The organism is Marivita geojedonensis, from assembly GCF_002115805.1.
Taxonomy (GTDB): domain Bacteria; phylum Pseudomonadota; class Alphaproteobacteria; order Rhodobacterales; family Rhodobacteraceae; genus Marivita; species Marivita geojedonensis.
The window spans coordinates 1-25,133 of record NZ_JFKC01000021.1; the positions used below are offsets into that span (position 1 = coordinate 1).

The window sequence follows — 25,133 nt, forward strand, 5'->3', positions numbered from 1 at the left end:
ATCGCCCTGTTGCGATGTCCCGTTTCTGCCTCGGATCGATAGACAGATTCATCAATCGTCAACTCACGGCCAGCAAACGCGGAAAAAAGCTGAACCATATTGTCTATGCGGGCTTGATGCGTATCGCCGGGTGTAAGGGCCGATACCGCTATGGCGCCGGCATTGACCATCGGATTGAAGGGGCGATTGTTTTTCTGGTCGAGAACAATGGAGTTGAATGCCTCGCCGGTTGGTTCAACGCCAACCCTCCTTAGCACCTTCTCCGAACCGAGCATTCTTAAGGCCGCGCCGTAAGAGAAGGGCTTCGACACAGACTGGATCGAGAATTCGGTGGCATAATCTCCGATCGAGTAGACCTTGCCGTCGATCGTCGCAAAGGAGATCCCAAAACTTGATGGCGACGCCTTGGCTAGTTCCGGAATGTAACTTGCAACCTCACCTTCCTCGACACCAATGAGCGCTTCATGCAGCGTTTTGAGATAGAGCTCGAACGGGGAATAATCCTGAGCTAGCGGTTTGCCTGTCATTGCGATTAAGTCCTGAGGTGTGGTGGTTCCGCGCGCATTACACTTCAACGATTAACGGCTCTTCCGAAGCCTGACGCGAGGATTATCCTTCGGGCTATCGAAGCAAGCAAAAAAAAACTCGCCACCAAGCTGAGCTTCACAGGTATTTTGCAAGATTTTTGATCACATTGCGTCAGCGTCACAGTGACTTTGGCTCTGCCTGTCCTGGCCGCAAGGTGGCGCCTTGACCTTGCGAAAAGTATCGAACGAGGCGCTCTCTTCTCGGCTCGACCGGGCGATGCTAGCGCCCGTCGTCCTCAATTTCTGCCATGAAAAAGGCACGCGAAATGCTAAACGTCTTTGGCAGGCGGCTTCCCGCGGTCCCCCTTGATGCGAAAGCAGGTATAGCCCATGCTGATGGCTCAGAGTGATTTACTGATGTTGATTGAGGCGCGGCGCAGGGATGTTGTGTCGAAACAAAAGCAGTGCGTGGCTGACAAGGAGAACGGCAACTGTGGGAGCTCCTCCGAGGAACATGAAGAGCAACCGTTGACAGCGCTATGAGTATGCCAATCATCGACATTATCGGGTTTACCGCATCGGCACTCGTGTTTCTGACATTCTGCATGCGGACGCTGCTACCGCTGCGGCTGGTTGCCATAACGTCCAATATTTTCTTCATCGTGTATGGCTTCCTTGCCGATCTCGCCCCCATTCTCACGTTGCACCTTCTCCTTTTGCCAATGAATTTGTTTCGGACCGCACAACAGTTGCAGACCCGGCGGCGGATGCGTTCGGCTCTCTACAATGAACCAAACTTGGATTTTCTTTTGCCCTTATCCACGCGCGAGGACTTCGCCGACAACAAAGTTGTCTTCCACCGGGGCGACGCCGCCGACAAAATGTATGTCGTGGCTGATGGAAACGTCATTGTTGAGGATTTCGAGCAGACACTGCCCAAAGGATCTATCTTCGGGGAAGTTGCCTTTTTTAAGACGGATGCCAAAAGGACGGCAACTGTGCGGACCTCGGGCCCAACCACACTTGCCTGGATTGATCGGGAAACACTTATTCGTCTTTATCGGAATAATCCGGACTTCGCCCTTTTTCTGACCCGGCTCATGGTGACGCGCCTTGTGGAGAACGAGGAGAATGCGCTCAATGATCCGAAAAACGCAGGGAAAAACACATAACACGCATCAGGAGCACGCGCTCGGGAGTGCCTTTGTTCCTGAGCTCAAGATATCTCCTGGATACTTGCCGCTCCCGGCTGTTTCGAGACAGATCATAATCCGGCTCCGGCATCCATTCCTTTATATGATCCGAGGAGGACAGGTAACTCAAGCCATGCGTTACCGGAGGTCACGATAATATAAAATCGCTTCTCCGGAGCGACATGGCTTCATAGAATGCAGGAAGACCTGGCTCCACCCGACGGCTGAGCTCGGCACAGTGCACAAACAGTTGATCCATATCCGTTTGCCCCTTTCGGATACACGACATCAAGTCCGAATGTGCCTTCAAAAGTGTAACAAACGCCTCGCTTGCGGCGACCTCATCCCCTCCAACCAAGGCATGTAACGTCAGTCGGGACGATTTTCCTTTCAGGGCAATATCACCCGCTTCAAGAGTTGCAAGCTGACCATTGGCTGCCTTAGCCATTTCTTCGGAGATCACGATATCATATGCCAGCGCGCGACAGCTTGCCTCAATCCGCGCAGAAATGTTAACAGTGTCGCCGATCGCCGTATAGTTGAAACGTTGTCGCGATCCAATATTGCCCACGCAGGCAGGCCCCGTGGCACAGCCAATGGCGAGAGAAATGGGCGCGCGACTCTCCATAATGGGGTCTTTGTTAAATGCAGAAAGCGCTTGGCGCATTTTCAATGCAGCCATGGCGGCGTGCCTTTCATGGTTATCAAGCGGCAAAGGCGCGTTCCAGAACGCCATGATCGAGTCACCGATAAACTTGTCGATTGTCCCCTTTTCAGCGAGGATCTCATCGCCTAAATGGGAAAATAACGCATTGAGAACATTCACCAATTCCGGTGGCGACATAGTTTCGCTCAGTGGTGTGAAGTTCCGAATGTCACAAAACAAGACTGTGACCTCGCGATTTTCTCCTCCAAGCTCAACGGAACCACCACTCGCCTCGATCTTATGCAGCACTTCGGGAGCAACATATTGTGCAAATGACCTGCGTATGATCCGCTTTTCACGATCAGTCACAATATACTGGTAGGCAACGAGTAGTCCAAAATTCACAACGCCGACCGCCAGCGGAAACCCGGAGTCAAACAGGACCCCGTGTCTTTGGAACGCGATCCAGCTTCCCATCAGTACAACCAAAGCCGCAGCCCCCCCTGCAGCGAGGGAGGGAATTGGACCGGAAACCGACATCATCAGTGACACGATCAGACCCAAAGCAACAATCGCCAAGACCTCAATTCCTGCGACAAGATCGGAGCGGAAAAGACCGTCCTCCAACAGAATCTGCTCAAGAATCTGCGCGTGGATGGATACTCCCGGTACATTTTCACCCAGCGAGGTGCTGCGGATATCCAGAAGCCCAGCCGCGGAGGTTCCGACAAACACAATGTGGCCCTCAATAAGCTCGCGCACTGCCGCGTGTTCCTGGGTGTTTAGGACAACATGAGCAGGAACGTAGAGAGATGGATGATCGTGTCGGTACCGCACCCATATCTCTGCTTGGTCCGAGGTCGGGATTGTATATCCACCAACACCGATAGATTGCACAGCTCCGGGAACACCCGGGATACCCTCGACAAAGAAGGTGGTTTCCCCTAGCGCCAATCGAAGCGCCTCAAGTGATAGTGTCGGCAGCGGACCGTTTGGTGTCATCCAAAAAAGTGGAACTTTGCGAACGACACCGCCAGACATTTGTGGTGACACGTTAATGTTAGCTATACCAGCTGCGGCTGAGGCAAGCGGTGGTGCCAACCCAGTGAGTACAGGAACAGAATACAAAGCAGCTGTGGGTTGCTCTCCAATCTCCACAACACCTGCTTTCGATTGAATGTTCTCGGGCGTCTCTCCGCCCAGACGGGATGCAACGCCTAAGACGACGGGTAATCCCCGAATTGATTCGGCAAAAATCTCGTCGTTATCCACCCGGCCCCAACCTTCCTGATCCTGAACCATCTCGGCCAGTCTGGGGTCACTCAATAATCTGGCGGGCGAATATCGATCCGGTTCTGCGAACAGGATGTCAAAAACGATTGTGGCTGCTCCTAACTCCATGAGTTCTTGGGCCAAACGAGCAACTTCCGTTCTCGGCCATGGCCATTGACCAATTGTACCAAGGCTTTGCTCATCAATGTCGATAACACGTATTGGAAGATCACTGACTTCTCGAGGGGAGAGCCTTTGGAGCTGATCAAAATACCAATATCGTAAGTCTTGAATGGGCTGCGGATCCAAGAATCGAAGACCGACGCCGAAGGTTACTAGGGCAAAACCAAGGAGAAACAATAAGCCCCCCGGACGTCGCGTTATCGACCCTTTAGACTGCATCCCCGCCGACCTGACAGATCTGAAAGAACCAGCCTACAAAAGCCCGTCTCATCTTCATCTCCGTACGGAATATCATGTCGCCAACTGATCTCACTTGCATTTTTTGAATCGTGCCCTCTGCAACGGAATCCTCACGGCCTATTCGATTTCCCTTTGGAATTTGAGTTTCCATTTGAGTTTGCATTGTCAGGACCAGTCGCCGGCCGACCTCTATCTCCCGATTGGCCAGGGGGATCAAGCCGAGTTTGACCAGGGGCATCAGCGCGATTACCAGGACCTTGACCTTTACCTGTTCCAAGACCCGCCTGGCCTTGACTTATGTCATTTCCTCGTCCGTCGCTCGGCCCTGTCGGTCCACTTTGACCCGGGAAAGTACCGGTCGGAGGCTCGGGCTGCGGCGCAGGTGGCTCGGGCTGCGGCGCAGGTGGCTCGGGCTGCGGCGCAGGTGGTTCCGGACGCGGCGCAGGTGGTTCCGGACGCGGCGCAGGTGGTTCCGGACGCGGCGCAGGTGGTTCCGGACGCGGCGCAGGTGGTTCCGGACGCGGCGCAGGTGGTTCCGGACGCGGTGCAGGTGGCTGCGAGGCCTCGTTTGCAGGTTGAAGCGCCGGCGGCGGCGGTTCCTGATTTTGAGATGGCGCTCGCGCCTGGCGTGTCCGCTCCTCTTGCCGAATACGAACCTGGCGGAAGTGGTCGCCGCAGGACCGGGTGTTAGTGTGAAACGCCGGATTCAAATTTTGCTGTGAAAGGATAAATGGAAACCGTGTTTGCAATATACGCAATGCTTCTTGGGGTGTGTCAGGGACAGCGACGCCACGTCGACGCTCGGTTCTCACTAGCGTGCACCGACCAGAAATATCCGCGTAGCGCTGTCCCGAAAACAGAGTTCTGCCGCCGACATACATTCGGACAGTTCCAGAAAATATGGCAAGCTCGGTCTCTCTTTGAGGGGCAATGGCAAAATCGAAGGCTGTCCCGCGAATGCCCATGGTCGCCGTTGGCGTGGTGATTTCATAAGCGTCCCGCCGGCTTTTCCCGGAAATGAAACGGAAGCTTCCTTGAACGGTACTGATGGCAAACCGGCTGGCCCTGTTACGGCGTTGAAGAAGGTCGGTGTTGATTTCGAGCTGCGAATTCGGACCGATTGCCATCTTCGTATCATCTGCAAAGATAATTTGGACAACTCCGGACCCGTCGGTTCGAATTTGGTCGCCATTATTTACGGCGACGCCGCTTCTCATTCGATACGTCTTGCCCCCAGAGACCAGAGTTGCCCCCTGTACGACATCCACAGCTGTGCCAATATTGGCCAGAGCGGCTGATGCGGCGGCGATAAAGACGACCGACGCCGCGATTATCAATTTGGACATAGAAATAAACACTGGTGTCACCCCAGCTCAGAAAAGTTAAGGGTAAGAGAGTTGACCGAATAACAATAAAAAACCGCGGCAGATACATTTACCCGTTGCCGACACTCGAAGTGTGCTTGACCCTGGGTAAATTAAGCAAGCTCTATGTTCGAAGATTTTGAAAAATGCACTTTCAATCGGAGTCTTCAATCAAATGTTGCCACAATGTTCACTTCTTGTCTGCAGTCCCGGAATTGGCACATCCGACACGACGTCTGACCGAATCAGCCACGAGCAGCCAAGTCTTCCCTTCTAGTCGCAGCTCAGAAGACGGGCTGATACCTCAGGCCAAGAGCAGGGCACCTACGAGGATTCCCAAGTAAGTCACCTGATGCGCGTATTGATCCACTCCTGTGAGCACCCAGAATTTCCATTGCCTGGGGTCGGCGTCCAAACGCTTCACACTCCAGTCCTTAAACCAGTCAATGTGGTAGTGTATGACAAACTCCGATACCGCAATGATCAGAACAGTGGCGAAAGAAATTGGGGCGAGAAGCAAGATAGCAGCCGTGAACAACGCATGTTCGCCGGCATGGACCAGACCTCCCGGGTGACCATAGGTTCCTTTGCCCTCGACAATCCAAGCGGATTGGAGAATGAAATCTACAATGAGATGCTTGGTCTGAAGCAAGGCCAGTATCAGAAAGATCATCCCGACGGTCATTGGATCCAACGGGCCGACATGTTAACCTCGTATTTCAGGCCCATCGCAGAATGGCGGAAGTTGCAAATATAGGTGTCACGGCTCATTGCTGATTTGATCCCTGCGCCGTCCGGTTCGGCAAGTGGTTGTTCGCTTCGACCAGTTTTGATTTGGTCGCGTTGACAAGATACTGATTGATACTCCAGCGGAATTCATTTTCGGTCCTGCAGATTTTGCTCAGCGTGTCGCTCGAAATCAAAAAAAGTCGCGACGGATCTTTGATCTGCACCATTGCCATCGCGGGTTGACCGCACAGTACCCCTATTTCACCCATAAAACTACGCTTGATCTCGGCAAGTGCGTTTCCGCGCACACTCACTGTCGCATCCTCACAGGCCAAGTAGCGCAACGCCGTGAACTTAGCCTCTTCTTCAGTCAGCAGCGTCCCCGAGGCCACATCTGCCCATACACCTGCGTTGAGAAATCTCCGGGCGAGTGAGAGCGTCATGTCGCTTGGGGCATCATCCACCGCGCGCGCTCCTCCGCGCTAAATCTCAATCACGCATCAAATCGAATAATGCGACCTATCCCAAACAAACTAATAACGATCAACATCGTTTGAATGATAGCGGAGGACCGGCTGAATGATTGGGAGAGGCTGAAGAATTCCGGGCCATCGGCGGTGAGATATACCGCCGGATAAATATAGCCGGAGATGCGAACCAACCCACCATGCAGCAAGAAATCCGACGCGATGTACAACACGACACCCAAAAGGCCAGCCACCTCAAGGACTGATTGGTTGTTTAAACCGCTCACGACCTATTGCCTAGCATCAGAACAAGGAGCGAGAAAACGTATTTTCAGTCTTCATGCAAACGACACATCGCCTTGCCATCGGAAATTTCAACCAACCCGGCTTGAGACGATGTTGTCTGCCGATACAGAACCTTTTGCGGTTTGCGGTGCTTTGTCTCAGGAAAGCTTCGTCTGTGGGGCGCCAAGATAAACTGCGAACACACGAAGCAGCCTGAATTATGTAGAGTTTGACAGGTTTTGCTTGCTGGACCAAATTGATGTGGCCAGTGTTTCAGAGCCAAACAAGCGTCAACTCTCTTCGATGGCAAAGATAGAGATAAAGGAAGCCAAGGGGACTCTCGTCGACAATGACAGCGAATCCTGAACATGGTTGATCGCCGCGCCGAGACCCGCGAGTCCCTCGTTATTGGTCTTGGACATTGGGGCCCTGCCCCAGAAGCGCCTCATTCATCCAGCCGCCAGAACAAGGCAGGTATCAGGAACATCATGGAATGATCCTTGCCGATATCATACGTCAACTTGTCGGCTGCGTCATTATCGGGGCAATGGCTGTCACATTGACGATGTCTTTCGCCGCTCTGATATATACCGGCATTCTGGCGCCACATCTGGGCGAAGGCATTCCGTTTGCACTCATCGGAGCCGCCGCCATGGCCGCCGTTGGAGCGTTTAGCTATTCATTACGCGGCAGTATCTGTAATCCACAAGATGTCACTGCTGTGCTGCTTGGAACGACAGCTGTTGGGATCGCGTCAACGAGCGCGGTCGTGGGAGACGCTCTTTTTCCGACGATCCTGGCCCTCATCATCGCCGCCAGTCTAGTTGCCGGCATCACAGCACTTGCCTCAGGGCTTCTGCGGATCGGAGCGCTTGTAAACTATGCGCCTTATCCCGTGATCGCGGGGTTTCTTGCGGCAACAGGTTATCTGCTGGTGATGGGCGCGATAGGGATTATTTCTCGGGAAAGCGTAACCTTGTTTACGATCGGCACGGTGGTGCTTTCGCTTCCAGTGATGCATTGGCTTCCTTGGATCACCGCCGGATTGGGCCTCGCCATCCTGACGCGAAAACTCCAGAGTGAATTTGTCATTCCGATCGCGCTCTGTCTCGCAGCAATAATTTTCTTTTGCATTATTTGGGTTTTGGGTCTCTCACTGGACACCGCTTTGGAGCGAGGGCTACTTCTCGGACCGTTTATCGACGCCAAAAACAACGACGTGTTCAGCTCAAGCTTTGTGGGGCGGATCGAATGGACGGCCGTGATCGCGGCAGCGCCCACATTGGTCGCCGTTTCAGGCCTTACGCTTTTGGGCTCCATGCTCAACAGCACCGGGTTCGCCATGAGCACTGGCCTCACACTCGATTCCGAGCGCGATATGCGCGCAACCGGGATATCAAATATCGCAGCTGGAGCTTTTGGGGGCATGCCCGGCTTCCTCATCCTCGGCGAGTCGATCCTTGCGCGCCAGATGGGCTTGACGGGTGTCCTGCCAGGACTATCTGCCGCGTTGGCCTGTGGTGTCGCGGCTTTGTTGGGGACCCAATACCTAGTATATGTGCCCGCTGGTTTGATGGCGATGATTGTTGCATATCTTGGGTTTGACTTGCTCGGCAGTTGGCTTCTGTCCAGCAGCAAGCGTCTTCCAAAATATGAATATGCTGTGGTCGTCCTGATCGTTCTCGTTGCCGCAAGCTTCGGGTTTCTCGAAGCCCTCGCGCTTGGGACGCTCGCGACTGCCGCGATATTTGTGATCTCCTACGCCAAGGCCGATATCCTGCGATCTAGGACAACTGGCCGCAAGCGCCGTTCGCGAGTGGAACGTTCGAACGAAGCCATGGAATACCTGTCTTCAGCAGGCGATACTTGTGTCATTCTGGAGCTCACCGGTTTTCTGTTCTTCGGAACATCCGATCGGATTGCACGGGTGACCTTCTCGGAGCTGGAAAACGAAGGAGTTAAATTCCTGATCCTTGACTTCGAACGTGTCAGCGGGCTGGATGCCTCGGCTAATCTGTCTCTGACCGACGTAGTGACAAGGGCGCAGGCCTCGGGGGTTGAGGTCATATTCTGTGCGATGGCACCCAAACTGAAACGGCATTTCCTTCAAGTTGGTCCAATACCGCGGATGGTGAGGTTCTTTGCGTCCTGTGACGCCGCGCTCGAACATGTTGAAGACCAACTGCTGAAAGACGCCAACCATAACAGCCTTGGAACGGTTCCTCATGTGATCTCCTTGGTCAAAGATATTGAAGCGGAATTTGCAGATCGCCAAGACATCATCCGGCGGATTGACCTGCAGGCGGGTGAGATACTTCTACATATCGGATCAGGATCATCTGAGCTTTATATCCTTGTCCAAGGTCAGTTGCGTGCCGAGATTGAAACCGAAAAGGCAGCTCGTTTGCGCGTGGCCGAGTTTCGAGAGGGTGCCTTGATCGGCGAGCTTGCTTATTACGCCAATGTCCCTCGAACCGCCTGGGTGGTTGCAGATCAGCCCAGTCACGTTCTTCGCATTGACTTAAGTGACGTTGACGGCACTTTCTCGCCAAGTCTTTACGCGTTTCACCAAGCTGCGGCACGATCTTTGGCGATGCGTGTCATGCGAATGAATGATTACATTCGTGATCTGAGCCCTTAAGCCAGGTTGAGAAAGGTTGTGCAAAATTTGGCCACGGTAACGGCGGCCGAAGCCGATTAAGCTGCCAAAGCTGGACGGGTTCACAGATTTTATCGACGCTTGGTTTGATGCAGAAAAAAGCCGTGCACCGCAAGCAGCCTCACACGGCGAAGCGGATAGGCACTCTTCGGCTCGGTGTTTCTGCCCATCCGCCTTCAAGTCAATTAGGTGATACCGCTTCGCATCGATAGTAATCGCGAGGGTTAGTACGCGACGCAGGTCGCAACATGAGTCGCTACGGTGCCGATTAGTCGCGCAACACACTCGTTAAGGAGGATATTCAGGGGGATAAAACGCAAAATGATCTATAAAAATAAAATCATTACATAGATTTAATAAAGAAATATGGTGCGGGCGGTGGGACTCGAACCCACACGGCGCTAGGGCCTTCGGATTTTAAGTCCGATATGTCTACCATTCCATCACGCCCGCCTGAGGCTATCCCTAGCCGGGGGATGCGGCGAAAACAATGGTCTCTCTGAGGCTTTGCTTTGCACCGTGCGGGATCAAGGGGGTCAGAGATCCTCGCCCTCTGGTTTGGTGATCAGGAACCGTTCACTTAGCCAGGGATTCAACGCAACGGCGAGGCGCAGAACAACCTGTGCTTCTTCGTTCCGGCCCAACTCGATCAGGGTCAGAGCTTTGCCCGTCAGCGCTCCGGTGTGACGCGGATTAAATTCGATGGCACGATCGACGTCCGGCAGGACCGCCTCAAAATCTCCGCGCAGAAAATTGACGAAGGCCCGCTGATTGTACCCCTCGGAATAGAACGGGCAGTACGAGACGAGCGTGTTGAGCCGATCCATCGCCCGCAGGTAATCGCCCACACGGATCGCGCTCAGCGCGGAATCCAGCATCATCTGCGAAGGTTCATCGGGTGCCTGCAACCAAAGCTGCCACATCTGATCCGAATACGTCCGCGCCACCATACTGTTGGGCGCGCGCTGTACCTCGGCATAAAGCCGGTCAAGCGCCTCGGTATGATCCGGAGCGACCGGGCAGCCATCTGCGGCGGCACCCTGCGCGGCCAGAATGGCAAGTACGGTAAAGACAGTACGCATTTCAAAAGTTTGACCGCGCAACCACGCACGCGTCAAGTCACGTTCCCGAAAGTCTCTTCCTTCACGGCCTGCATGGCGACATAGGTCGAGGTCGCCGCGACATGCGGCAAAGTCGAGATTTTCTCGGCCAGCACTTTTCGATAGTTTCGCATGTTGGCTGTCCGGACCTTGAGCAGGTAGTCGAAATTCCCGGCAATCAGATGCGCCTGTTCGATCTCGGGAATCTTGGCCACGGCTTCATTGAAGGCAGCCAGTGCCGCTTCGCGGGTGTTGGTCATCTTGACCTCAACGAACGCGATGTGATCCAGCCCGAGCCGGATCGGGTCGAGCAGCGCGCGATAACCCTGAATTGCGCCGATCTCTTCGAGCCGCCTCAACCGGGCTTGGGTCGGAGATTTCGACAATCCGATCCTTCGCGACAACTCGGTAATCGACACCCGTCCATCACGTGCCATTTCCTGAAGAATCGCCCGATCAAACCTGTCGAGATCAGAAATATCCATTTCTCCTGCCTCTCCCCTCCAAATCAGTCAAAACGGATCACGATCCAAGCATAATCCGGCGCTTGGACTGCCTGTTCCCAAGTATCTTAGGGGAAATGACCGGAGATCACCATGCCTCGTGATGAAATGCCCAACCTACGCCCCCTGATCGACGACAACACCTACGCTGACGAAGCCCTTAAGGTGGACAGCCTGCGCGCCACCGCGCAACTGACCCAGACGGACCGCGATGCGATCAAAGCCCGCGCCACCAAGCTGGTCACGGAGATCCGCGAAGATTCGCGCCCGGGCCTGATGGAAGTGTTTCTCAGCGAATACGGCCTGTCGACCGAAGAAGGCATTGCACTGATGTGTCTGGCCGAAGCATTGTTGCGGGTGCCGGACGCGGCCACCATCGACGCGCTGATCGAAGACAAGATCGCACCGTCGAACTGGGCCAGCCACCTTGGCGAGAGCACGTCGCCACTGGTGAACGCCTCGACCTGGGCCCTGATGCTGACCGGCAAGGTGTTGAAGGACGAACAGCCCGGCCCCGTCGGCCACCTGCGCGGCGCTATCAAACGTCTGGGGGAGCCGGTGATCCGCACCGCCGTGGGCCGCGCGATGAAGGAAATGGGCGCGCAATTCGTTCTTGGCGAAACCATCCAGTCCGCGATGAAGCGCGCAGCCAGGATGGAGGCCAAAGGCTACACTTATTCCTACGACATGCTGGGCGAGGCAGCGCGGACGGAGACCGACGCGCGGCGCTATCACCTGTCCTATTCCCGCGCCATCAGCGCGATTGCGGAAGCGGCTAAGTCAAAGGACATCCGGGACAATCCGGGCATCTCGGTCAAGCTGTCGGCGCTGCATCCACGCTACGAAGAAGCGCAGCAGGACACGGTGATGAACGAGGTTGTTCCGCGTCTGCGCACGCTCGCGCAACTGGCGCGGTCGGCCGGGATCGGGCTCAACATCGACGCCGAAGAGGCGGACCGCCTGTCCGTTTCGCTCGACGTGATCGAAACCGTGCTGTCGGAACCGTCGCTCAAGGGCTGGGACGGATTTGGCGTGGTTGTGCAGGCTTACGGGCCACGTGCCGGGCATGTGATTGACTGGCTCTACAATCTGGCTGAACGGCTGGACCGCAAGATCATGGTGCGGCTGGTCAAGGGTGCCTATTGGGACACCGAAATCAAGCGCGCACAGGTGGCCGGGCTTCCGGCGTTCCCTGTCTTTACCGCCAAGCACCACACCGACATCAGCTACATCGCCAATGCGCGCAAGCTGCTGGGCATGACAGACCGGATCTATCCGCAATTCGCCACGCATAATGCGCATACGGTCGCCGCGATCCTGCATATGGCCGAGGACCGTACATTGTTCGAATTCCAGCGTCTGCACGGCATGGGCGAGGCGCTGCATGACATCGTCAAGGATGATGAGGGCACGCGCTGCCGGATTTACGCACCAGTGGGCGCGCATCGTGATCTTCTGGCCTATCTTGTGCGGCGGCTGCTGGAGAATGGCGCGAACAGTTCGTTTGTGAACCAGATCGTTGACACAGATGTGCCGGCGGCAGAGGTGGCCGCTGACCCGTTCGACACGCAGGCGGTGCCCAAGCTGCCCACCGGACCAGAGTTGTTTGCCCCCGAACGCCCGAATTCCAAGGGATGGGACCTCACGCACCGACCGACCCGCGCCGCAATCGAAGCCGCGCGCAAGCCGTTTTCGGGTGTTCAATGGACGGCAACACCACTGGTGGCTGGCGATGCCGAAACCGGCGCAACAGACCCGGTGATCAACCCCGCACGCCCCGGCGACACGGTCGGATCGGTCACATGGGCGACGTCCGGAACCGTTGCAACAGCCTGCACCGTAGCAACGCCGTGGAACGCGGACGCGGCAGAGCGCGCAGAAGTTCTGAACAAGGCCGCCGATCTTTACGAAGCACATTACGGGGAACTCTTCGCACTTTTGGCCCGTGAGGCGGGCAAGTCGCTGCTCGACGCCGTAGCGGAACTGCGCGAGGCGGTGGATTTCCTGCGCTACTACGCCGCCCGTGCTGAAGGGCCTGACCCGCAGGGTGTTTTCGCCTGCATCAGCCCTTGGAACTTCCCTCTGGCGATCTTCACCGGGCAAATCGCGGCGGCGCTCACCACCGGGAATGCAGTGCTTGCGAAGCCTGCCGAACAGACACCGCTCATCGCGTATCGTGCCGTGCAACTGCTTCACGAGGCGGGTGTTCCGACAACGGCGCTGCAACTCCTGCCCGGTGCGGGCGATGTGGGTGCGGCGTTGACGTCGAACCCGGCGGTCAAAGGGGTTGCCTTCACCGGCTCGACCGAGACCGCGCAGATCATCCATCGCAGCATGGCCAAACACCTTGCACCCGGTGCGCCGCTGATCGCGGAGACCGGCGGGCTCAATGCCATGATCGTCGACAGTACGGCCCTCCCGGAACAGGCGGTGCAGGCGATCGTCGAGTCCGCTTTCCAGTCTGCAGGTCAGCGCTGTTCGGCGCTGCGCTGTCTTTATGTGCAGGAAGACATTGCCGAAAGCTTTGTCGAAATGCTGACCGGTGCGATGGATGCTTTGGTGATTGGCGATCCGTGGATCTACGGCACCGATGTCGGCCCCGCCATTGATGCAGAGGCGCGCGATGGGATCATCTCTTATGTCGATGCGGCAGAGGTGGAAGGTCGGGTTCTTCACCGCCTTCCCCTGCCCGGCGGTGGCACATTCGTTCCGCCGACCCTGATCCGGGTGTCAGGCATCGCCGATCTGGAACGTGAAATCTTTGGTCCAGTCCTGCATATTGCGACGTTCAAATCAAAAGACATCGACACCGTGATCGACGCCATCAACGGCACTGACTACGGCCTGACATTCGGTCTCCAAACCCGGATCGACGACCGGGTGCAGCATGTCTCAGAGCAGATCAAGGCGGGCAATATCTACGTGAACCGCAACCAGATCGGCGCAATTGTCGGCAGCCAGCCTTTCGGTGGCGAGGGGTTATCGGGCACGGGACCGAAAGCCGGTGGGCCGAACTATCTGGCGCGGTTCCGCAGGCATCCGGCAGACACGGCCGGAGACGTATGGCCGTCGCAGGACAGCAAAGATCGTCTGACCAAAGCGCTGACCTCTGCCGGCGGCAAGGCATCCGCGACCAAGACCACCCTGCCCGGCCCGACCGGAGAGTCCAACGTGCTGACCGCAATGGCGCGGGGGCCGATCCTGTGTCTTGGACCGGGACCAGAGGCCGCCAAGGCGCAAGCCCGCGCGGTCGAGGCCTTGGGAGGGATAGCCGTTAAGGCAGAGGGTGGAATTGCGCCGGACTGGCTGGCCGATCTCGAATCCGAGGGCGCGATCTGGTGGGGAGATGACGAAACGGCCCGCGCGCTTCGTACGGAACTCGCCAGCCGGAAAGGGCCGATCCTGCCGCTGATCACCGGGATGCCGGACAAAGGCCATGCCTGTCACGAACGCCATGTCTGCGTCGACACCACGGCATCGGGCGGAAACGCACAGCTTCTGAGCGGCGCGGCTTGACGCGCCGCCGCTTTGGCACAACTGTCGCGGCATGTTTCCGATCCGCGATCACAACCCGTCCGGCCGAACGCCCTTTGTCACATACGCGCTGATCATCGCGAATGTGGGGATTTTTCTGAGCTATTTTCCCCTGATGCAAAACGATCAGGAGATCATGCGCTTCTATTTTGACTATGCGCTGATCCCGGCGCTTGTCAGCGAAGGTCAGGGGTTCAGCGGGTTTCTAACCTCGATGTTCCTGCATGGCGGTTGGATGCACCTGATCGGCAATATGCTGTTCCTGTTCATTTTTGGTGACAACATGGAAGACGAGATGGGGCACTTCGTCTTCCTGCTCTTTTATCTGGCCGCAGGATTGGGCGCCGCATACATCCACTACATCAGTGCTCCGCTGTCCCAGGTGCCCACGGTTGGCGCATCCGGCGCGATTGCGGGGGTCATGGGCGGGTACCTGCTGCTGTTTCCGAAGGCCAAAGTGGATATCCTGATCATCATCGTAATCATCTTCCGCATCCTGCCCATACCAGCGTGGATCATGCTGGGGCTTTGGTTCGCAATGCAGATCTTCGGCGGATTTGGCACCGCCGCAGATGAGGGCGGCGTCGCGTACTGGGCGCATGTCGGCGGCTTCGTGATCGGGCTTGGTCTGACGGTACCGCTGTGGTTGCGGCTTGGCGGGCCCAGCTATTGGAACCAAACCGAAGGCCACCCGCCGCACCCCGAGGCGACATACAGGCTTTCGCGCAGCAATATCCCGCACACAGGCCCTCGGAGCAATGTTCCTCGGATCCGGAGAAAATGAACGGCCACTCCAAAGTCACCTGCCACTGTGGCGCAGTCGAACTTTCAGTGCGTCTGAAAGATGGTCTTGAGGCGGCGCGGCGTTGTGACTGCTCTTATTGCAGGAGACGGGGAACTCCGACCGCCAGCGTTGACCGCGAAGATCTTCACATCGTCAAAGGGGCGGAAAACCTGACCCTTTACACCTTCGGAACCCACACAGCGAAACACTATTTCTGCAAGACCTGTGGGATCTACACACACCACCAGCGCCGATCGGATCCGGATGAATACGGCGTCAATATGGGGTGCATAGAAGGCGTGAACCCCAGAGATTTCGAACCGATTGGCTGGCATGACGGCGTGAACCACCCCTCGGATACGTGATCCCACCAGCCACGGCCTGATTTCCGAACAATGGCGGGACACACGCGATTGCACGGCTTGGCCTGCACGTGTATCCCTCGGCAAAATCGGATTTCAAAGGACACCATCCATGGCCTCCTACCAGTATGTCTACCACATGAGCGGGGTCTCCAAGACCTACCCCGGTGGCAAGAAGACATTTGAGAACATCAACCTCAATTTCCTGCCCGGCGTGAAAATCGGTGTCGTCGGTGTCAACGGCGCGGGTAAATCGACGCTGCTCAAGATCATGGCCGGCCTCGACACGGATTTCTCGGGCGAGGCCTGGGCGGCTGAGGGCGCAAAGGTCGGCTACCTGCCACAGGAGCCGCAGCTCGACCCGGATCTGAACGTGCGGGAAAACGTGATGCTGGGTGTGGCCGACAAGAAAGCCAAGCTTGATCGGTTCAACGAACTGGCGATGAACTACAGTGACGAAACCGCTGACGAGATGGCTGCACTGCAGGACGAAATTGACAGCAATAACCTCTGGGATCTGGACAGCCAGATCGACGTGGCAATGGAAGCGTTGCGCTGCCCGCCGGACGAAGCCGATGTATCGTCTCTTTCCGGTGGTGAAAAGCGCCGCGTCGCGCTGTGCAAACTGTTGCTCGAAGCGCCGGACATGCTGCTTTTGGACGAACCGACCAACCACCTCGACGCCGAAACCATCGCGTGGCTGCAGAACCATCTGATCGAATACAAGGGCACGATCCTGATCGTGACCCACGACCGTTACTTCCTCGATGACATCACCGGATGGATCCTCGAACTCGATCGCGGTCGCGGCATCCCGTACGAAGGCAACTACTCAAGCTGGCTGGAACAGAAAGCCAAGCGGCTTGAACAGGAAGCGCGCGAGGACAAGGCCAAGCAGAAAACGCTGGAGCGCGAACTTGCGTGGATGCGGCAGGGGCAAAAGGCGCGTCAGGCCAAATCCAAAGCGCGTATTCAGGCCTATAACGAGATGGCAAGCCAGTCCGAACGTGAACGCGTCGGTCGCGCACAGATCATCATTCCGAATGGCCCGCGCCTTGGCGGAAAGGTTATCGAGGTCAACGGTCTGAAGAAGGCGATGGGCGACAAGCTTCTGATCGAAGACCTGTCCTTTTCGCTTCCCCCGGGCGGCATCGTCGGTGTGATCGGCCCGAACGGCGCCGGTAAATCAACGCTGTTCAAGATGCTCACCGGGCAGGAGACGCCGGACGCAGGTGAAATCACCTACGGCGATACCGTTCAGCTGGCCTATGTCGATCAGTCCCGCGATGACCTCAAGGACAATGACACGGTCTGGGAAGCGATCACGGGCGGGGCCGAGATCATCGAGCTTGGCGATGCGCAGGTCAATTCCCGTGCGTATTGCTCGGCCTTCAACTTCAAGGGTGGCGATCAGCAGAAGAAAGTCAGCCTGCTCTCGGGCGGTGAACGCAACCGCGTCCACATGGCGCGTCTGCTCAAGGAAGGCGGCAACGTTCTACTGCTCGACGAACCGACCAACGATCTGGACGTCGAAACCCTCCGCGCCCTCGAAGACGCCATCGAAAACTTCGCGGGCTGCGCCGTCGTCATCTCGCACGACCGCTTCTTCCTCGACCGTCTGTGTACGCATATCCTCGCCTTCGAGGGTGATGCCCACGTCGAATGGTTCGAAGGCAACTTCGAAGACTACGAAGAGGACAAGAAACGCCGCCTGGGACCAGATGCGGTGGAGCCGAAGCGCGTGAAGTTCAAGAAGTTCGTGCGGTAGTTTGCACCACGGGCAGGCCGGGCAAAGTGCTGGCCTGCCCAACTGTTTTCTCGCAAGGTTACCTTTGGCCAATCTTGCTGCCGCGCGCATCCGGAGTGCTCAGGAACGTGAGCGCGTATCCGGCGAAGAAAAGAGGCGCGAGTCTGGAAGAATTATTTCTTGCGGCCCCCTGCGACCCTCTTGTGCGACTCAGCGCTCGGCCCTATGTGCACGCAATCCGGGCGCGAGGTTCCGTCCGGCGGCTGCAGGTGTGATGGATCACGCCGAGAGCGCCATCCTCTTCTGGACATCTTGCGATGCGAAATTTTCTGTTCTCTGCGGCCCTTGCCCTGGTCGCCGTTCCCGCTCTTGCCGATCAGACCGAAGGTCTGATCCTTGCCTTCGACCGGCAGGCCCACACCATCATTCTCGCTGACCACAGTGTCTGGCAGCTTCCCGCGGACATGGCGATCCCCGCCGATCTGGGGCAGGGCGACCGGATTTATGTCGAATTCACCAGCGATGGCGACAATGGCGTCAAGATGATCGACATGATCGAGCGTCTGGCGGTGGCCCTTCCACTGGGGACTGACGGCGGTTCATAATCCGCAACAAGACAGGGGGCCAGATCTGGCCCCCTTCTTTTTCGGGGTCACTCGACCCAACCGACGATCTGATCCGCGCGCATGGCACCCGACTGACGCGCGCCTTCGCGACCCTTCTCGAAACGGATCATCGTCGGGATCCCGCGAATGCCGTAGGTCTGACCGGATTGGGGGAAGTCCTCGGTGTTGAGTTTGACCAGCCGTGCCCGCCCTTTGAGCGTTCCCGCAGCTTTCGAAAACTCCGGTCCCATCATCTTGCAGGGCCCACACCACGGCGCCCAGAAATCCACGACCAACGGCACCTCATCGGTCCGCGCTGCTTTCTGCAGTGTGGCCCAATCCACCTCGATGGCCTTTCCAGGCATCAACGGCCAACCGCAGGTGCCGCATTTCGGGCTCGCGTCAAGTCGGTCTGCGGGTACCCGATTGATCTGCCCACAGTCGAGACAGGTGATTTTCTTGCCGGACATAGCGTGTCCTCCATAAACATTCCGGAATCTACATATGTTTGGAAATCCATTCCCTCAAGACCCCGTGATCCACGCAGGAATACCCGATTTTCCTTGAATCAGGTGCGGCAACCTGTCATACGGGCGCTGCTAACGATCTTCTCTTCGACCCTGACGTTTTCCGAAACCGGCACGCAGTCTTCGATCCAGACGTGACTTCGCCGGGTTGCCGCATGTCGCGGGCAACGGAAAACATAAGGATAGTTCACATGGCCACTGGCACAGTGAAATGGTTCAACACCACCAAAGGCTACGGCTTCATCGCACCTGATGGCGGTTCCAAGGACGTTTTCGTCCACATCTCCGCCGTTGAGCGCTCGGGCCTCACAGGTCTGCGCGATGACCAGAAGGTGACCTTCGACATCGAAGCTGGCCGCGACGGTCGCGAAAGCGCGGTTAACCTCGCTCTCGCCTAAACCACTCTGATCTTCGGATCCCTGACCGCCCGGGTGCCCTGCATCCGGGCGGTTTGCGTTTCGGCCGTTGGCCTGACCGGTCAAACGGCTCAACCACCCGATTTTGTGTCCAATATGCCGCAATTCTTCAGCCGCAGCGCCGGGCATATATGCGGATCGGATTGTTTTCGCCTAATGATTTGGCAAATTTCACATCTATTCGCATAGCGAGTCAGGAATCAGGAGAAAGACTGCTGCCCATGATCTCAAGACGACATTTTCTCGCCGCTACTGCTGCCGGGCTTGCCGCCCCAAGCCTTGCCTCCGCGCAGGGCTTTCAGATCAACCCGATCTACCTGCCGCAGAACGTGCGCATCAAATCAGACATTGCACCCGGTCAGATCCTGATCCTCCCGCGCGCGCATTTCCTGTATCACGTCACACAGCCCGGCGTAGCCCGTCGCTATGGTGTCGGAGTTGGCCGTGCCGGGCTTGAGTTTACCGGAACCGCTGAAATCGCCGTGAAGAAGGAGTGGCCCACCTGGCGGCCTACCGACGAGATGATCGAGCGCGAACCCAAAACCTATGCGAAGTTTGTGGACAACGACTACGTGCAACCGGGCGGTCCGGAAAACCCGCTTGGCGCGCGGGCGCTGTACCTGTTCCAGAATGGCCGGGACACGTTCTTCCGCATCCATGGAACAACGGCGCCACGCTCCATTGGCCAGTCGGTGTCGAACGGTTGCATCCGGATGCTCAACGAACACGTGACAGACCTGTACGAGCGCGTGCCCATCGGGACCGTTGTAACAGTTCTCTGACGACACACAGCGAAGGCCAGCTGCTTGGCCTTCGCTCACCGAAAAGCTGCCATCCTCCGCACGCGCCCCGGCCTTAATCGGCTGTTAACGGACAGCGTGCATGTTGACCCAAAAGGGGCTTGGCCATGGCAGCACTGATTTGCATCGCGGGAAGTTTGGTTGGCTGGGCCTTGGCTGCATTTGCGCTGATGGCAGGCAGCCTCGCGTCCACCGCCTTCATCATCTTCCTGCTCACCAGCTTTTTCAGCACGGCAGCCCTCCTGTTCGCCGCAAGCTGCCGAACGGCACATGACACTTCGGCCTGACGCGGATGTCCCGCTGCCGTGACGCGCGGATTATTGCCGAATGCGGGGCGCGTTACAGCAAAACGTGCAGGACAAGCAGGTTCGGAATGATGAACACCGCGGCGATGCAGAAGAGCTTGGCCAGATGCGACGCCGTCCTGAACAGAGAATTCTCTTCCAACGCATCGCCATAAGCCAGCGCAGCAAACATCAGCGCGCCGGATTGGCCGTTTTCGATCAAGCGGTTACGCTCAATTTCCGAACGCGCCTCAGCATAGCGGGTATCCAGCATTGTTTGTTCTTCCCTCGCAAACACACGCGCATCCACACCGGACATGGTCACTCTCCCTTTGATCAAAGTCCTTTGAGACATGGGGCGGATCGAACGCAAGGCAAGGACATTTCACATCAATGCGACAGTCCGGCTTTTCCCTTGCGTCATTGCCGGAATCACCTGAAAACTTGTGTCGCAAAGTTACCAATTTCGACCACTGCTCCGACCCGGCTCAGTTAAGCGATTTTGACTGACCGAGCCCGTCGTGCCGTCTTGCACGGCGGAAGACACGAAAGACAGGAGTAGAACGGATGGCCACTGGCACCGTCAAATGGTTCAACACCACAAAAGGATACGGCTTCATCGCACCCGAGACCGGCGGAAAGGACGTTTTTGTCCACATTTCTGCGGTCGAACGGTCCGGACTGACCGGCCTCGCTGACAATCAGAAGGTAACATACGACCTTGAAGCGGGTCGTGACGGCCGCGAAGCTGCGGTGAACATCGCCCTCGCCTGATCGTCAATCCGGGCCCAGACCGGTCCGCATCCCTGGCTTTGGTGATCATCATCCGACCATCAGGCCACGGCTGAAAAACTCTGCGGGCGGCTTTCTCGTCGCCCGTCCATAAGGTTTAAACTTGGTCGGGTTCAATCAGACCGCCTGGGCGGCCTGTCGTGGAAATCCCGAACAGCCTCAACTGGCGTACGGCCCCGTCATCATTCCTTTACGCGTGCCACCAACTCGGCAACGGCTGGCCCCATGGCCTCAACGATGAGGTCGACACCTTCGGCATTCGGGTGGATGCCGTCCATCTGCATGTAATCGCGGAGTTCTGCTGGCGTCTCACCAACCTGGTAGAGACCTTCGAAGAACCGCGGGAAATAGAGAACTCCGTAGGCTTCAGCGAGTTCTGGATAGAGCGCGTCGAATTCCGCCTTGTATTCGGGCCCGTAGTTGCCGGGGGCTTCCATCCCGACAATCAGAACCTCGAGATCGTTCTCCTGAGCGACCTTGAGAATACCCTCCATGTTGGCGCGGGACACGGACGGGTCCAACCCACGCAGAAGGTCATTCCCGCCCAGCGCGACGATCAGAGCATCTGTCGATGGGGTCAGCGACCACGCGACGCGCGACAGTCCTCCGGCAGTTGTATCCCCCGATACACCTGCATTGACGAGACGCACGTCGAGGCCCTGCTCCTCGAGCCATATCCGCATTTTGGGAACAAAACCGTTTTGATCAATGAGCCCGTAGCCCGCGGTCAGGCTGTCTCCCAATGCGATCACCTCAATGGGTTCTGCCTGTGCCGCTGTCGCCGCGCTCAGGCAAAGAGCCGCCATCCGCACCTTGCTCAGCATCCGTGACGCCCCATATGTGAACCAACGCAACATGACAAAGCTCCGTATTCCATGACCCAGCCTGTTCTCGATCTTAAAGATGTCACGCTCAGCCTCAGGGGCAATGCCGGAATGGTCGAGATCCTGCACGGGATCACGCTTTCCGTTCACAAAGGCGAGACCCTCGGCCTGATCGGACCGTCGGGATCGGGCAAATCTTCGCTTCTCATGGTGATGGGCGGGCTTGAGAACGCCAGTTCGGGAAGCGTCATTGCGCTGGGACAGGATCTGACCGCGATGGACGAAGACAAGATGGCCCGCTTCCGTCGTGAGCACATGGGAGTCGTGTTCCAGTCTTTTCACCTGATCCCGACAATGACCGCACTTGAAAACGTCGCGACGCCGCTGGAACTCGCTGGGGAAAAAGATGCATATGCACGCGCCGAGGCCGAGCTTGAAGCGGTTGGGCTGGCACATCGCTCCGACCACTACCCGGCACAGATGTCAGGCGGCGAGCAGCAGCGCGTGGCGCTGGCCCGTGCCTCTGTCACGCGTCCCGAAATCCTGCTTGCAGACGAACCGACGGGCAATCTGGACGGCGTGAACGGACAGGCCATCATCGACCTGCTGTTCGGGCTGCGCGATCGCCACGGCGCAACTCTGGTGCTGGTGACACACAGCCGCGAGCTTGCGGCGAAGTGCGACCGGGTGATCCGGTTGACTGACGGTCATGTCGCCGAAGACGCGCTGAAGGCCGCCGAATAATGGCCCTCGCAACCGCGTCCCGTTTCGCGCGCCGGGAGCTGCGCGGCGGCCTTCACGGGTTCCGCATATTCCTGGCCTGTCTTGCCCTCGGTGTGGCTGCAATCGCTGGCGTCGGGTCCGTCCGGTCTGCAATCCAGTCGGGTCTCGAGGCACAGGGGTCCATCCTGCTTGGAGGCGATGCATCGGTCGAATTCACCTACCGCTTTGCGGAGCCAGAAGAACGCGCCTATCTGGAAAGCATTTCGACCGCGATATCTGAAATCACGGACTTCCGGTCAATGGTGGTCAAAGACCCGGACGGCGTAGCGGAACGCGCGCTGACCCAGGTGAAATCCGTCGACGCGGCCTACCCCTTGACCGGGGAAGTGGTGCTCGACCCGCCGATGGCGCTGTCACAAGCCCTTGCCGGTACGGCTGGACAACCCGGTGCGGTTATGGCGCCGCTTCTGGCCGACCGACTGGGCCTGACGCCCGGCGACAGCTTTCGCCTTGGGACACAGGACTTTACCCTTTCCGCGATACTCGTCACCGAGCCGGACAGTTCCGCTTCCGGCTTTTCGCTCGGGCCGCGCACGCTGGTCACCACTGATGCGCTGCGCGAAGCCGGACTGCTGCAACCCGGAACGCTGTATGAGACCGAATACCGGCTGCTGCTTCCTCCGGGCAGTGACCTCGACACGCTCGAAACCGCAACGGAGGACGCTTTCCCGAGCAGCGGTTTGCGCTGGCGGGATTCCCGCAATGGTGCGCCCGGTGTTGCACGCTTCGTCGAACGCCTTGGCGCGTTCCTGATCCTCGTTGGGCTTTCCGGACTTGCCGTTGGCGGCATCGGGGTTTCCGCTGCTGTTCGCGCCTATCTCGCCCGCAAAACATCCGTGATTGCCACTCTGCGCACGTTGGGTGCGACCCGCGCCACGATCTTTCAGACCTACTTCCTGCAAATCGGCGCACTGAGCCTTCTGGGCATCGCTCTTGGCCTGATCCTCGGTGCGATGGTTCCGATCCTGTTCGGCCCGATGATCAGCGCCTCGCTTCCCGTGCCCGCCATTTTCACGATCCATCCGGCGCCGCTCTTTGAAGCCGCGCTTTACGGGATCCTGACCGCGCTTGTCTTCACACTCTGGCCACTGGCACGCACCGAAGAGGTGCGCCCGGCCATGCTGTTCCGCGATGCGCTGGACGGGGCCAAGGCGCTGCCGGCATGGCGCTACGTTATTGCAACACTTGTCCTACTGGCGCTGCTGGTCGGTGTGGCGACACTGTTCTCAGGCAGCCCGTTTCTGACGCTCTGGACCGCCGGTGGCTTGATCGGTGCGCTGATCGTTCTCGTTCTTGCAGCCATTGCGATCCGCTGGCTGGCCAAGCGTTCAACCAAGGCAACGCGTGGGCATCCGGTCTGGCGCTGGGCGCTTGCTTCAATCGGCGGCCCGCGGGATGCAGCCGCGCCAGTGGTCCTGTCTCTGGGCCTCGGACTTTCCGTTCTCGCCGCCGTGGGTCAGATCGATGGCAACCTGCGCACGGCGATTGACCGGGACCTCCCCGAGGTGGCGCCCGCCTATTTCTTCGTGGATATCCAACCCGACCAGATCGACCGCTTCCGCAGGATACTGGAAGACGATCCAAGCGTCGCGCGCATCGACACCGCTCCGATGCTCCGGGGCGTGCTCACCCAGATCAATGGCCGACCCGCGCGCGAAGTCGCAGGCGATCACTGGGTTGTCACGGGTGATCGCGGGCTGACCTACGCGGCGCAGCCCGACGCAAATACGCGCGTTGTGGCGGGTGAATGGTGGGACGCCGACCACGATGGACCACCCGAGGTCAGCTTTGCCATCGAAGAGGCCGAGGAAATGGGCCTGAAACTCGGTGACACGCTGACGGTGAACATCCTCGGGCGCGACATCACAGCGACGATCACCAGCTTCCGGGACGTGGATTTCTCCACCGCTGGCATGGGGTTTGTCATGACTCTGACCCCGAACGCCCTGCAGGGCGCGCCGCATACCTTCATCTCGACCGTGTACGCGCCGCCTGAAGACGAAGCACGGATCCTGCGGGAACTCGCCTCTGCCTTTCCGAATATCACGGCCATCAGCGTGCGCGATGCGATCGACCGCGTGAGTGTGCTGCTTGAAGGCATCGGCGCGGCCGTCCGTTGGGGCGCTGCAGCCACGCTTCTGACCGGGTTCCTTGTTCTGATCGGTGCGGCCGCCGCTGGCGAAGGTGCGCGCACCTATGAAGCAGCCGTTCTGAAGACACTTGGTGCCAGCCGCGCCCGCATCCTCCAAAGCTTCGCGCTGCGGTCTGCTCTACTAGGGGGCGGTGCAGGACTTGTCGCGCTGGCGGCGGGGATTCTTGGCAGTTGGGCGGTGATGACATTCATCATGGACTCGAGCTTTGCGGTCGTTTGGCCATCGGCTCTGGGGATCGTGATTGGCGGGGTTCTGGCAACGCTGGTGGCCGGGTTGGTGTTTGCATGGCGCCCGCTCGCGGCACGTCCCGCGCAAGTGCTGCGCGCCCGCGAATAATGCGCCCCCGCGAATAAC

General features: G+C 57.8%; 26 protein-coding genes and 1 tRNA gene. 14 read left to right on the forward strand and 13 right to left on the reverse strand.

The genetic code is table 11. From position 1 onward, the window contains the following. A partial coding sequence (locus tag MGEO_RS16470; protein WP_143746282.1) for a glutaminase occupies positions 1-527 on the reverse strand: 527 nt, incomplete at its 3' end. A gap of 545 nt (positions 528-1,072) precedes the next feature. Between MGEO_RS16470 and MGEO_RS16475 the strand changes: the two genes are divergently transcribed. Further along, complete coding sequence (locus tag MGEO_RS16475; protein WP_158091033.1) at positions 1,073-1,699, forward strand: Crp/Fnr family transcriptional regulator; 627 nt, start codon at positions 1,073-1,075, stop codon at positions 1,697-1,699. A gap of 169 nt (positions 1,700-1,868) precedes the next feature. Here the strand turns inward: MGEO_RS16475 and MGEO_RS16480 are convergent, their stop codons facing one another. After that, positions 1,869-3,998 (reverse strand): CHASE2 domain-containing protein, encoded by a 2,130-nt coding sequence (locus tag MGEO_RS16480; protein ID WP_158091034.1) that lies wholly within the window; start codon positions 3,996-3,998, stop codon positions 1,869-1,871. A 173-nt stretch (positions 3,999-4,171) separates the two neighbouring features. Next, positions 4,172-5,188 carry a FecR domain-containing protein gene (locus tag MGEO_RS21950; RefSeq protein WP_408607526.1) on the reverse strand — a complete coding sequence of 339 codons (1,017 nt, stop codon included), beginning with the start codon at positions 5,186-5,188 and terminating at the stop codon, positions 4,172-4,174. Between MGEO_RS21950 and MGEO_RS21760 the strand changes: the two genes are divergently transcribed. Further along, complete coding sequence (locus MGEO_RS21760) at positions 5,096-5,359, forward strand: hypothetical protein (protein WP_233139961.1); 264 nt, start codon at positions 5,096-5,098, stop codon at positions 5,357-5,359. The genes MGEO_RS21950 and MGEO_RS21760 overlap by 93 nt on opposite strands. Positions 5,360-5,729: 370 nt before the next feature. Here MGEO_RS21760 and MGEO_RS16490 read toward each other — a convergent pair whose 3' ends face one another. The 4 genes from MGEO_RS16490 to MGEO_RS21860 form a co-directional block, all read right to left on the reverse strand. Continuing rightward, positions 5,730-6,098, reverse strand: a complete 369-nt coding sequence (locus tag MGEO_RS16490; RefSeq protein ID WP_170102919.1) for a DUF3307 domain-containing protein — start codon at positions 6,096-6,098, stop codon at positions 5,730-5,732. Between the two features lie 94 nt (positions 6,099-6,192). Next, positions 6,193-6,618, reverse strand: coding sequence for a cyclic nucleotide-binding domain-containing protein (locus tag MGEO_RS16495; protein WP_085640375.1), 426 nt, complete (start codon positions 6,616-6,618; stop codon positions 6,193-6,195). 29 nt (positions 6,619-6,647) lie between these two features. After that, positions 6,648-6,908: a CBU_0592 family membrane protein gene (locus MGEO_RS16500; protein ID WP_143746283.1), complete on the reverse strand. Its 261-nt coding sequence runs from the start codon at positions 6,906-6,908 to the stop codon at positions 6,648-6,650. Between the two features lie 288 nt (positions 6,909-7,196). Continuing rightward, positions 7,197-7,328 (reverse strand): hypothetical protein, encoded by a 132-nt coding sequence (locus MGEO_RS21860; RefSeq protein ID WP_269845901.1) that lies wholly within the window; start codon positions 7,326-7,328, stop codon positions 7,197-7,199. A gap of 71 nt (positions 7,329-7,399) precedes the next feature. On the opposite strand from MGEO_RS21860, the gene MGEO_RS16505 reads away from it, so the two are divergent. Then, positions 7,400-9,547, forward strand: a complete 2,148-nt coding sequence (locus MGEO_RS16505; protein ID WP_085640379.1) for a SulP family inorganic anion transporter — start codon at positions 7,400-7,402, stop codon at positions 9,545-9,547. A 385-nt stretch (positions 9,548-9,932) separates the two neighbouring features. On the opposite strand, the gene MGEO_RS16510 is transcribed toward MGEO_RS16505, so the two are convergent. The 3 genes from MGEO_RS16510 to MGEO_RS16520 form a co-directional block, all read right to left on the reverse strand. Next, positions 9,933-10,018 (reverse strand) — tRNA-Leu (locus MGEO_RS16510). An 83-nt stretch (positions 10,019-10,101) separates the two neighbouring features. Further along, the gene (locus MGEO_RS16515; protein WP_085640479.1) at positions 10,102-10,647 is read right to left on the reverse strand and encodes a tetratricopeptide repeat protein; all 546 of its coding nucleotides are present in this window, start codon (positions 10,645-10,647) and stop codon (positions 10,102-10,104) included. Positions 10,648-10,679: 32 nt separating this feature from the next. After that, complete coding sequence (locus MGEO_RS16520; protein WP_085640381.1) at positions 10,680-11,150, reverse strand: Lrp/AsnC family transcriptional regulator; 471 nt, start codon at positions 11,148-11,150, stop codon at positions 10,680-10,682. A 111-nt stretch (positions 11,151-11,261) separates the two neighbouring features. Here MGEO_RS16520 and putA point away from each other — a divergent pair, with 111 nt between their 5' ends. The 5 genes from putA to MGEO_RS16545 all read left to right on the forward strand — a co-directional run bounded on the left by putA (position 11,262) and on the right by MGEO_RS16545 (position 18,200). Next, positions 11,262-14,684, forward strand: a complete 3,423-nt coding sequence (gene putA / locus MGEO_RS16525) for a bifunctional proline dehydrogenase/L-glutamate gamma-semialdehyde dehydrogenase PutA (protein WP_085640383.1) — start codon at positions 11,262-11,264, stop codon at positions 14,682-14,684. 31 nt (positions 14,685-14,715) lie between these two features. Then, positions 14,716-15,486, forward strand: a complete 771-nt coding sequence (locus MGEO_RS16530) for a rhomboid family intramembrane serine protease (RefSeq protein ID WP_085640385.1) — start codon at positions 14,716-14,718, stop codon at positions 15,484-15,486. Then, positions 15,483-15,851, forward strand: coding sequence for a GFA family protein (locus tag MGEO_RS16535; protein WP_085640387.1), 369 nt, complete (start codon positions 15,483-15,485; stop codon positions 15,849-15,851). Before MGEO_RS16530 ends, MGEO_RS16535 begins: the two co-directional genes overlap by 4 nt. A 109-nt stretch (positions 15,852-15,960) precedes the next feature. Continuing rightward, a complete protein-coding gene (gene ettA / locus MGEO_RS16540) occupies positions 15,961-17,616 on the forward strand; it encodes an energy-dependent translational throttle protein EttA (RefSeq protein WP_085640389.1) in 1,656 nt (551 codons plus the stop codon). A gap of 296 nt (positions 17,617-17,912) precedes the next feature. Then, positions 17,913-18,200 (forward strand): hypothetical protein, encoded by a 288-nt coding sequence (locus MGEO_RS16545; RefSeq protein ID WP_085640391.1) that lies wholly within the window; start codon positions 17,913-17,915, stop codon positions 18,198-18,200. Positions 18,201-18,247: 47 nt separating this feature from the next. On the opposite strand, the gene MGEO_RS16550 is transcribed toward MGEO_RS16545, so the two are convergent. Next, entirely contained in the window at positions 18,248-18,670 is a 423-nt protein-coding gene (locus MGEO_RS16550) for a thioredoxin family protein (protein WP_085640393.1), read from the reverse strand. Positions 18,671-18,918: 248 nt separating this feature from the next. Between MGEO_RS16550 and MGEO_RS16555 the strand changes: the two genes are divergently transcribed. The 3 genes from MGEO_RS16555 to MGEO_RS16565 all read left to right on the forward strand — a co-directional run bounded on the left by MGEO_RS16555 (position 18,919) and on the right by MGEO_RS16565 (position 20,230). Continuing rightward, a complete protein-coding gene (locus MGEO_RS16555) occupies positions 18,919-19,125 on the forward strand; it encodes a cold-shock protein (RefSeq protein WP_085640395.1) in 207 nt (68 codons plus the stop codon). Between the two features lie 239 nt (positions 19,126-19,364). After that, the gene (locus MGEO_RS16560) at positions 19,365-19,925 is read left to right on the forward strand and encodes a L,D-transpeptidase (RefSeq protein WP_198948122.1); all 561 of its coding nucleotides are present in this window, start codon (positions 19,365-19,367) and stop codon (positions 19,923-19,925) included. 125 nt (positions 19,926-20,050) lie between these two features. Beyond that, positions 20,051-20,230: a hypothetical protein gene (locus tag MGEO_RS16565; RefSeq protein ID WP_085640397.1), complete on the forward strand. Its 180-nt coding sequence runs from the start codon at positions 20,051-20,053 to the stop codon at positions 20,228-20,230. Between the two features lie 52 nt (positions 20,231-20,282). Here MGEO_RS16565 and MGEO_RS16570 read toward each other — a convergent pair whose 3' ends face one another. Beyond that, positions 20,283-20,546 carry a hypothetical protein gene (locus MGEO_RS16570; protein WP_085640399.1) on the reverse strand — a complete coding sequence of 88 codons (264 nt, stop codon included), beginning with the start codon at positions 20,544-20,546 and terminating at the stop codon, positions 20,283-20,285. Between the two features lie 248 nt (positions 20,547-20,794). Here MGEO_RS16570 and MGEO_RS16575 point away from each other — a divergent pair, with 248 nt between their 5' ends. Beyond that, positions 20,795-21,001, forward strand: coding sequence for a cold-shock protein (locus MGEO_RS16575; protein WP_085640401.1), 207 nt, complete (start codon positions 20,795-20,797; stop codon positions 20,999-21,001). 200 nt (positions 21,002-21,201) lie between these two features. On the opposite strand, the gene MGEO_RS16580 is transcribed toward MGEO_RS16575, so the two are convergent. After that, positions 21,202-21,876: an arylesterase gene (locus MGEO_RS16580; protein ID WP_085640403.1), complete on the reverse strand. Its 675-nt coding sequence runs from the start codon at positions 21,874-21,876 to the stop codon at positions 21,202-21,204. Between the two features lie 18 nt (positions 21,877-21,894). On the opposite strand from MGEO_RS16580, the gene MGEO_RS16585 reads away from it, so the two are divergent. Then, a complete protein-coding gene (locus tag MGEO_RS16585; RefSeq protein WP_085640405.1) occupies positions 21,895-22,587 on the forward strand; it encodes an ABC transporter ATP-binding protein in 693 nt (230 codons plus the stop codon). Beyond that, positions 22,587-25,115: an ABC transporter permease gene (locus tag MGEO_RS16590; RefSeq protein ID WP_085640407.1), complete on the forward strand. Its 2,529-nt coding sequence runs from the start codon at positions 22,587-22,589 to the stop codon at positions 25,113-25,115. Before MGEO_RS16585 ends, MGEO_RS16590 begins: the two co-directional genes overlap by 1 nt. The last annotated feature ends 18 nt before the right edge of the window (positions 25,116-25,133 follow it).

Bases quoted from the DNA above. Each gene is read 5' to 3' on its own strand.
- MGEO_RS16545 (WP_085640391.1), top strand. From the start codon at position 17,913: ATGCGAAATTTTCTGTTCTCTGCGGCCCTTGCCCTGGTCGCCGTTCCC.
- MGEO_RS16505 (WP_085640379.1), top strand. From the start codon at position 7,400: ATGATCCTTGCCGATATCATACGTCAACTTGTCGGCTGCGTCATTATC.
- MGEO_RS16585 (WP_085640405.1), top strand. From the start codon at position 21,895: ATGACCCAGCCTGTTCTCGATCTTAAAGATGTCACGCTCAGCCTCAGG.
- MGEO_RS16535 (WP_085640387.1), top strand. From the start codon at position 15,483: ATGAACGGCCACTCCAAAGTCACCTGCCACTGTGGCGCAGTCGAACTT.
- MGEO_RS16555 (WP_085640395.1), top strand. From the start codon at position 18,919: ATGGCCACTGGCACAGTGAAATGGTTCAACACCACCAAAGGCTACGGC.
- MGEO_RS16570 (WP_085640399.1), bottom strand. From the start codon at position 20,546: ATGTCCGGTGTGGATGCGCGTGTGTTTGCGAGGGAAGAACAAACAATG.
- MGEO_RS16475 (WP_158091033.1), top strand. From the start codon at position 1,073: ATGCCAATCATCGACATTATCGGGTTTACCGCATCGGCACTCGTGTTT.
- MGEO_RS21860 (WP_269845901.1), bottom strand. From the start codon at position 7,328: ATGTCCAAGACCAATAACGAGGGACTCGCGGGTCTCGGCGCGGCGATC.
- MGEO_RS16530 (WP_085640385.1), top strand. From the start codon at position 14,716: ATGTTTCCGATCCGCGATCACAACCCGTCCGGCCGAACGCCCTTTGTC.
- MGEO_RS16520 (WP_085640381.1), bottom strand. From the start codon at position 11,150: ATGGATATTTCTGATCTCGACAGGTTTGATCGGGCGATTCTTCAGGAA.
- MGEO_RS16565 (WP_085640397.1), top strand. From the start codon at position 20,051: ATGGCAGCACTGATTTGCATCGCGGGAAGTTTGGTTGGCTGGGCCTTG.
- MGEO_RS16590 (WP_085640407.1), top strand. From the start codon at position 22,587: ATGGCCCTCGCAACCGCGTCCCGTTTCGCGCGCCGGGAGCTGCGCGGC.
- MGEO_RS16515 (WP_085640479.1), bottom strand. From the start codon at position 10,647: ATGCGTACTGTCTTTACCGTACTTGCCATTCTGGCCGCGCAGGGTGCC.
- ettA (WP_085640389.1), top strand. From the start codon at position 15,961: ATGGCCTCCTACCAGTATGTCTACCACATGAGCGGGGTCTCCAAGACC.
- MGEO_RS16490 (WP_170102919.1), bottom strand. From the start codon at position 6,098: ATGATCTTTCTGATACTGGCCTTGCTTCAGACCAAGCATCTCATTGTA.
- MGEO_RS16550 (WP_085640393.1), bottom strand. From the start codon at position 18,670: ATGTCCGGCAAGAAAATCACCTGTCTCGACTGTGGGCAGATCAATCGG.
- MGEO_RS21950 (WP_408607526.1), bottom strand. From the start codon at position 5,188: ATGGCAATCGGTCCGAATTCGCAGCTCGAAATCAACACCGACCTTCTT.
- MGEO_RS16580 (WP_085640403.1), bottom strand. From the start codon at position 21,876: ATGTTGCGTTGGTTCACATATGGGGCGTCACGGATGCTGAGCAAGGTG.
- MGEO_RS16575 (WP_085640401.1), top strand. From the start codon at position 20,795: ATGGCCACTGGCACCGTCAAATGGTTCAACACCACAAAAGGATACGGC.
- putA (WP_085640383.1), top strand. From the start codon at position 11,262: ATGCCTCGTGATGAAATGCCCAACCTACGCCCCCTGATCGACGACAAC.
- MGEO_RS16560 (WP_198948122.1), top strand. From the start codon at position 19,365: ATGATCTCAAGACGACATTTTCTCGCCGCTACTGCTGCCGGGCTTGCC.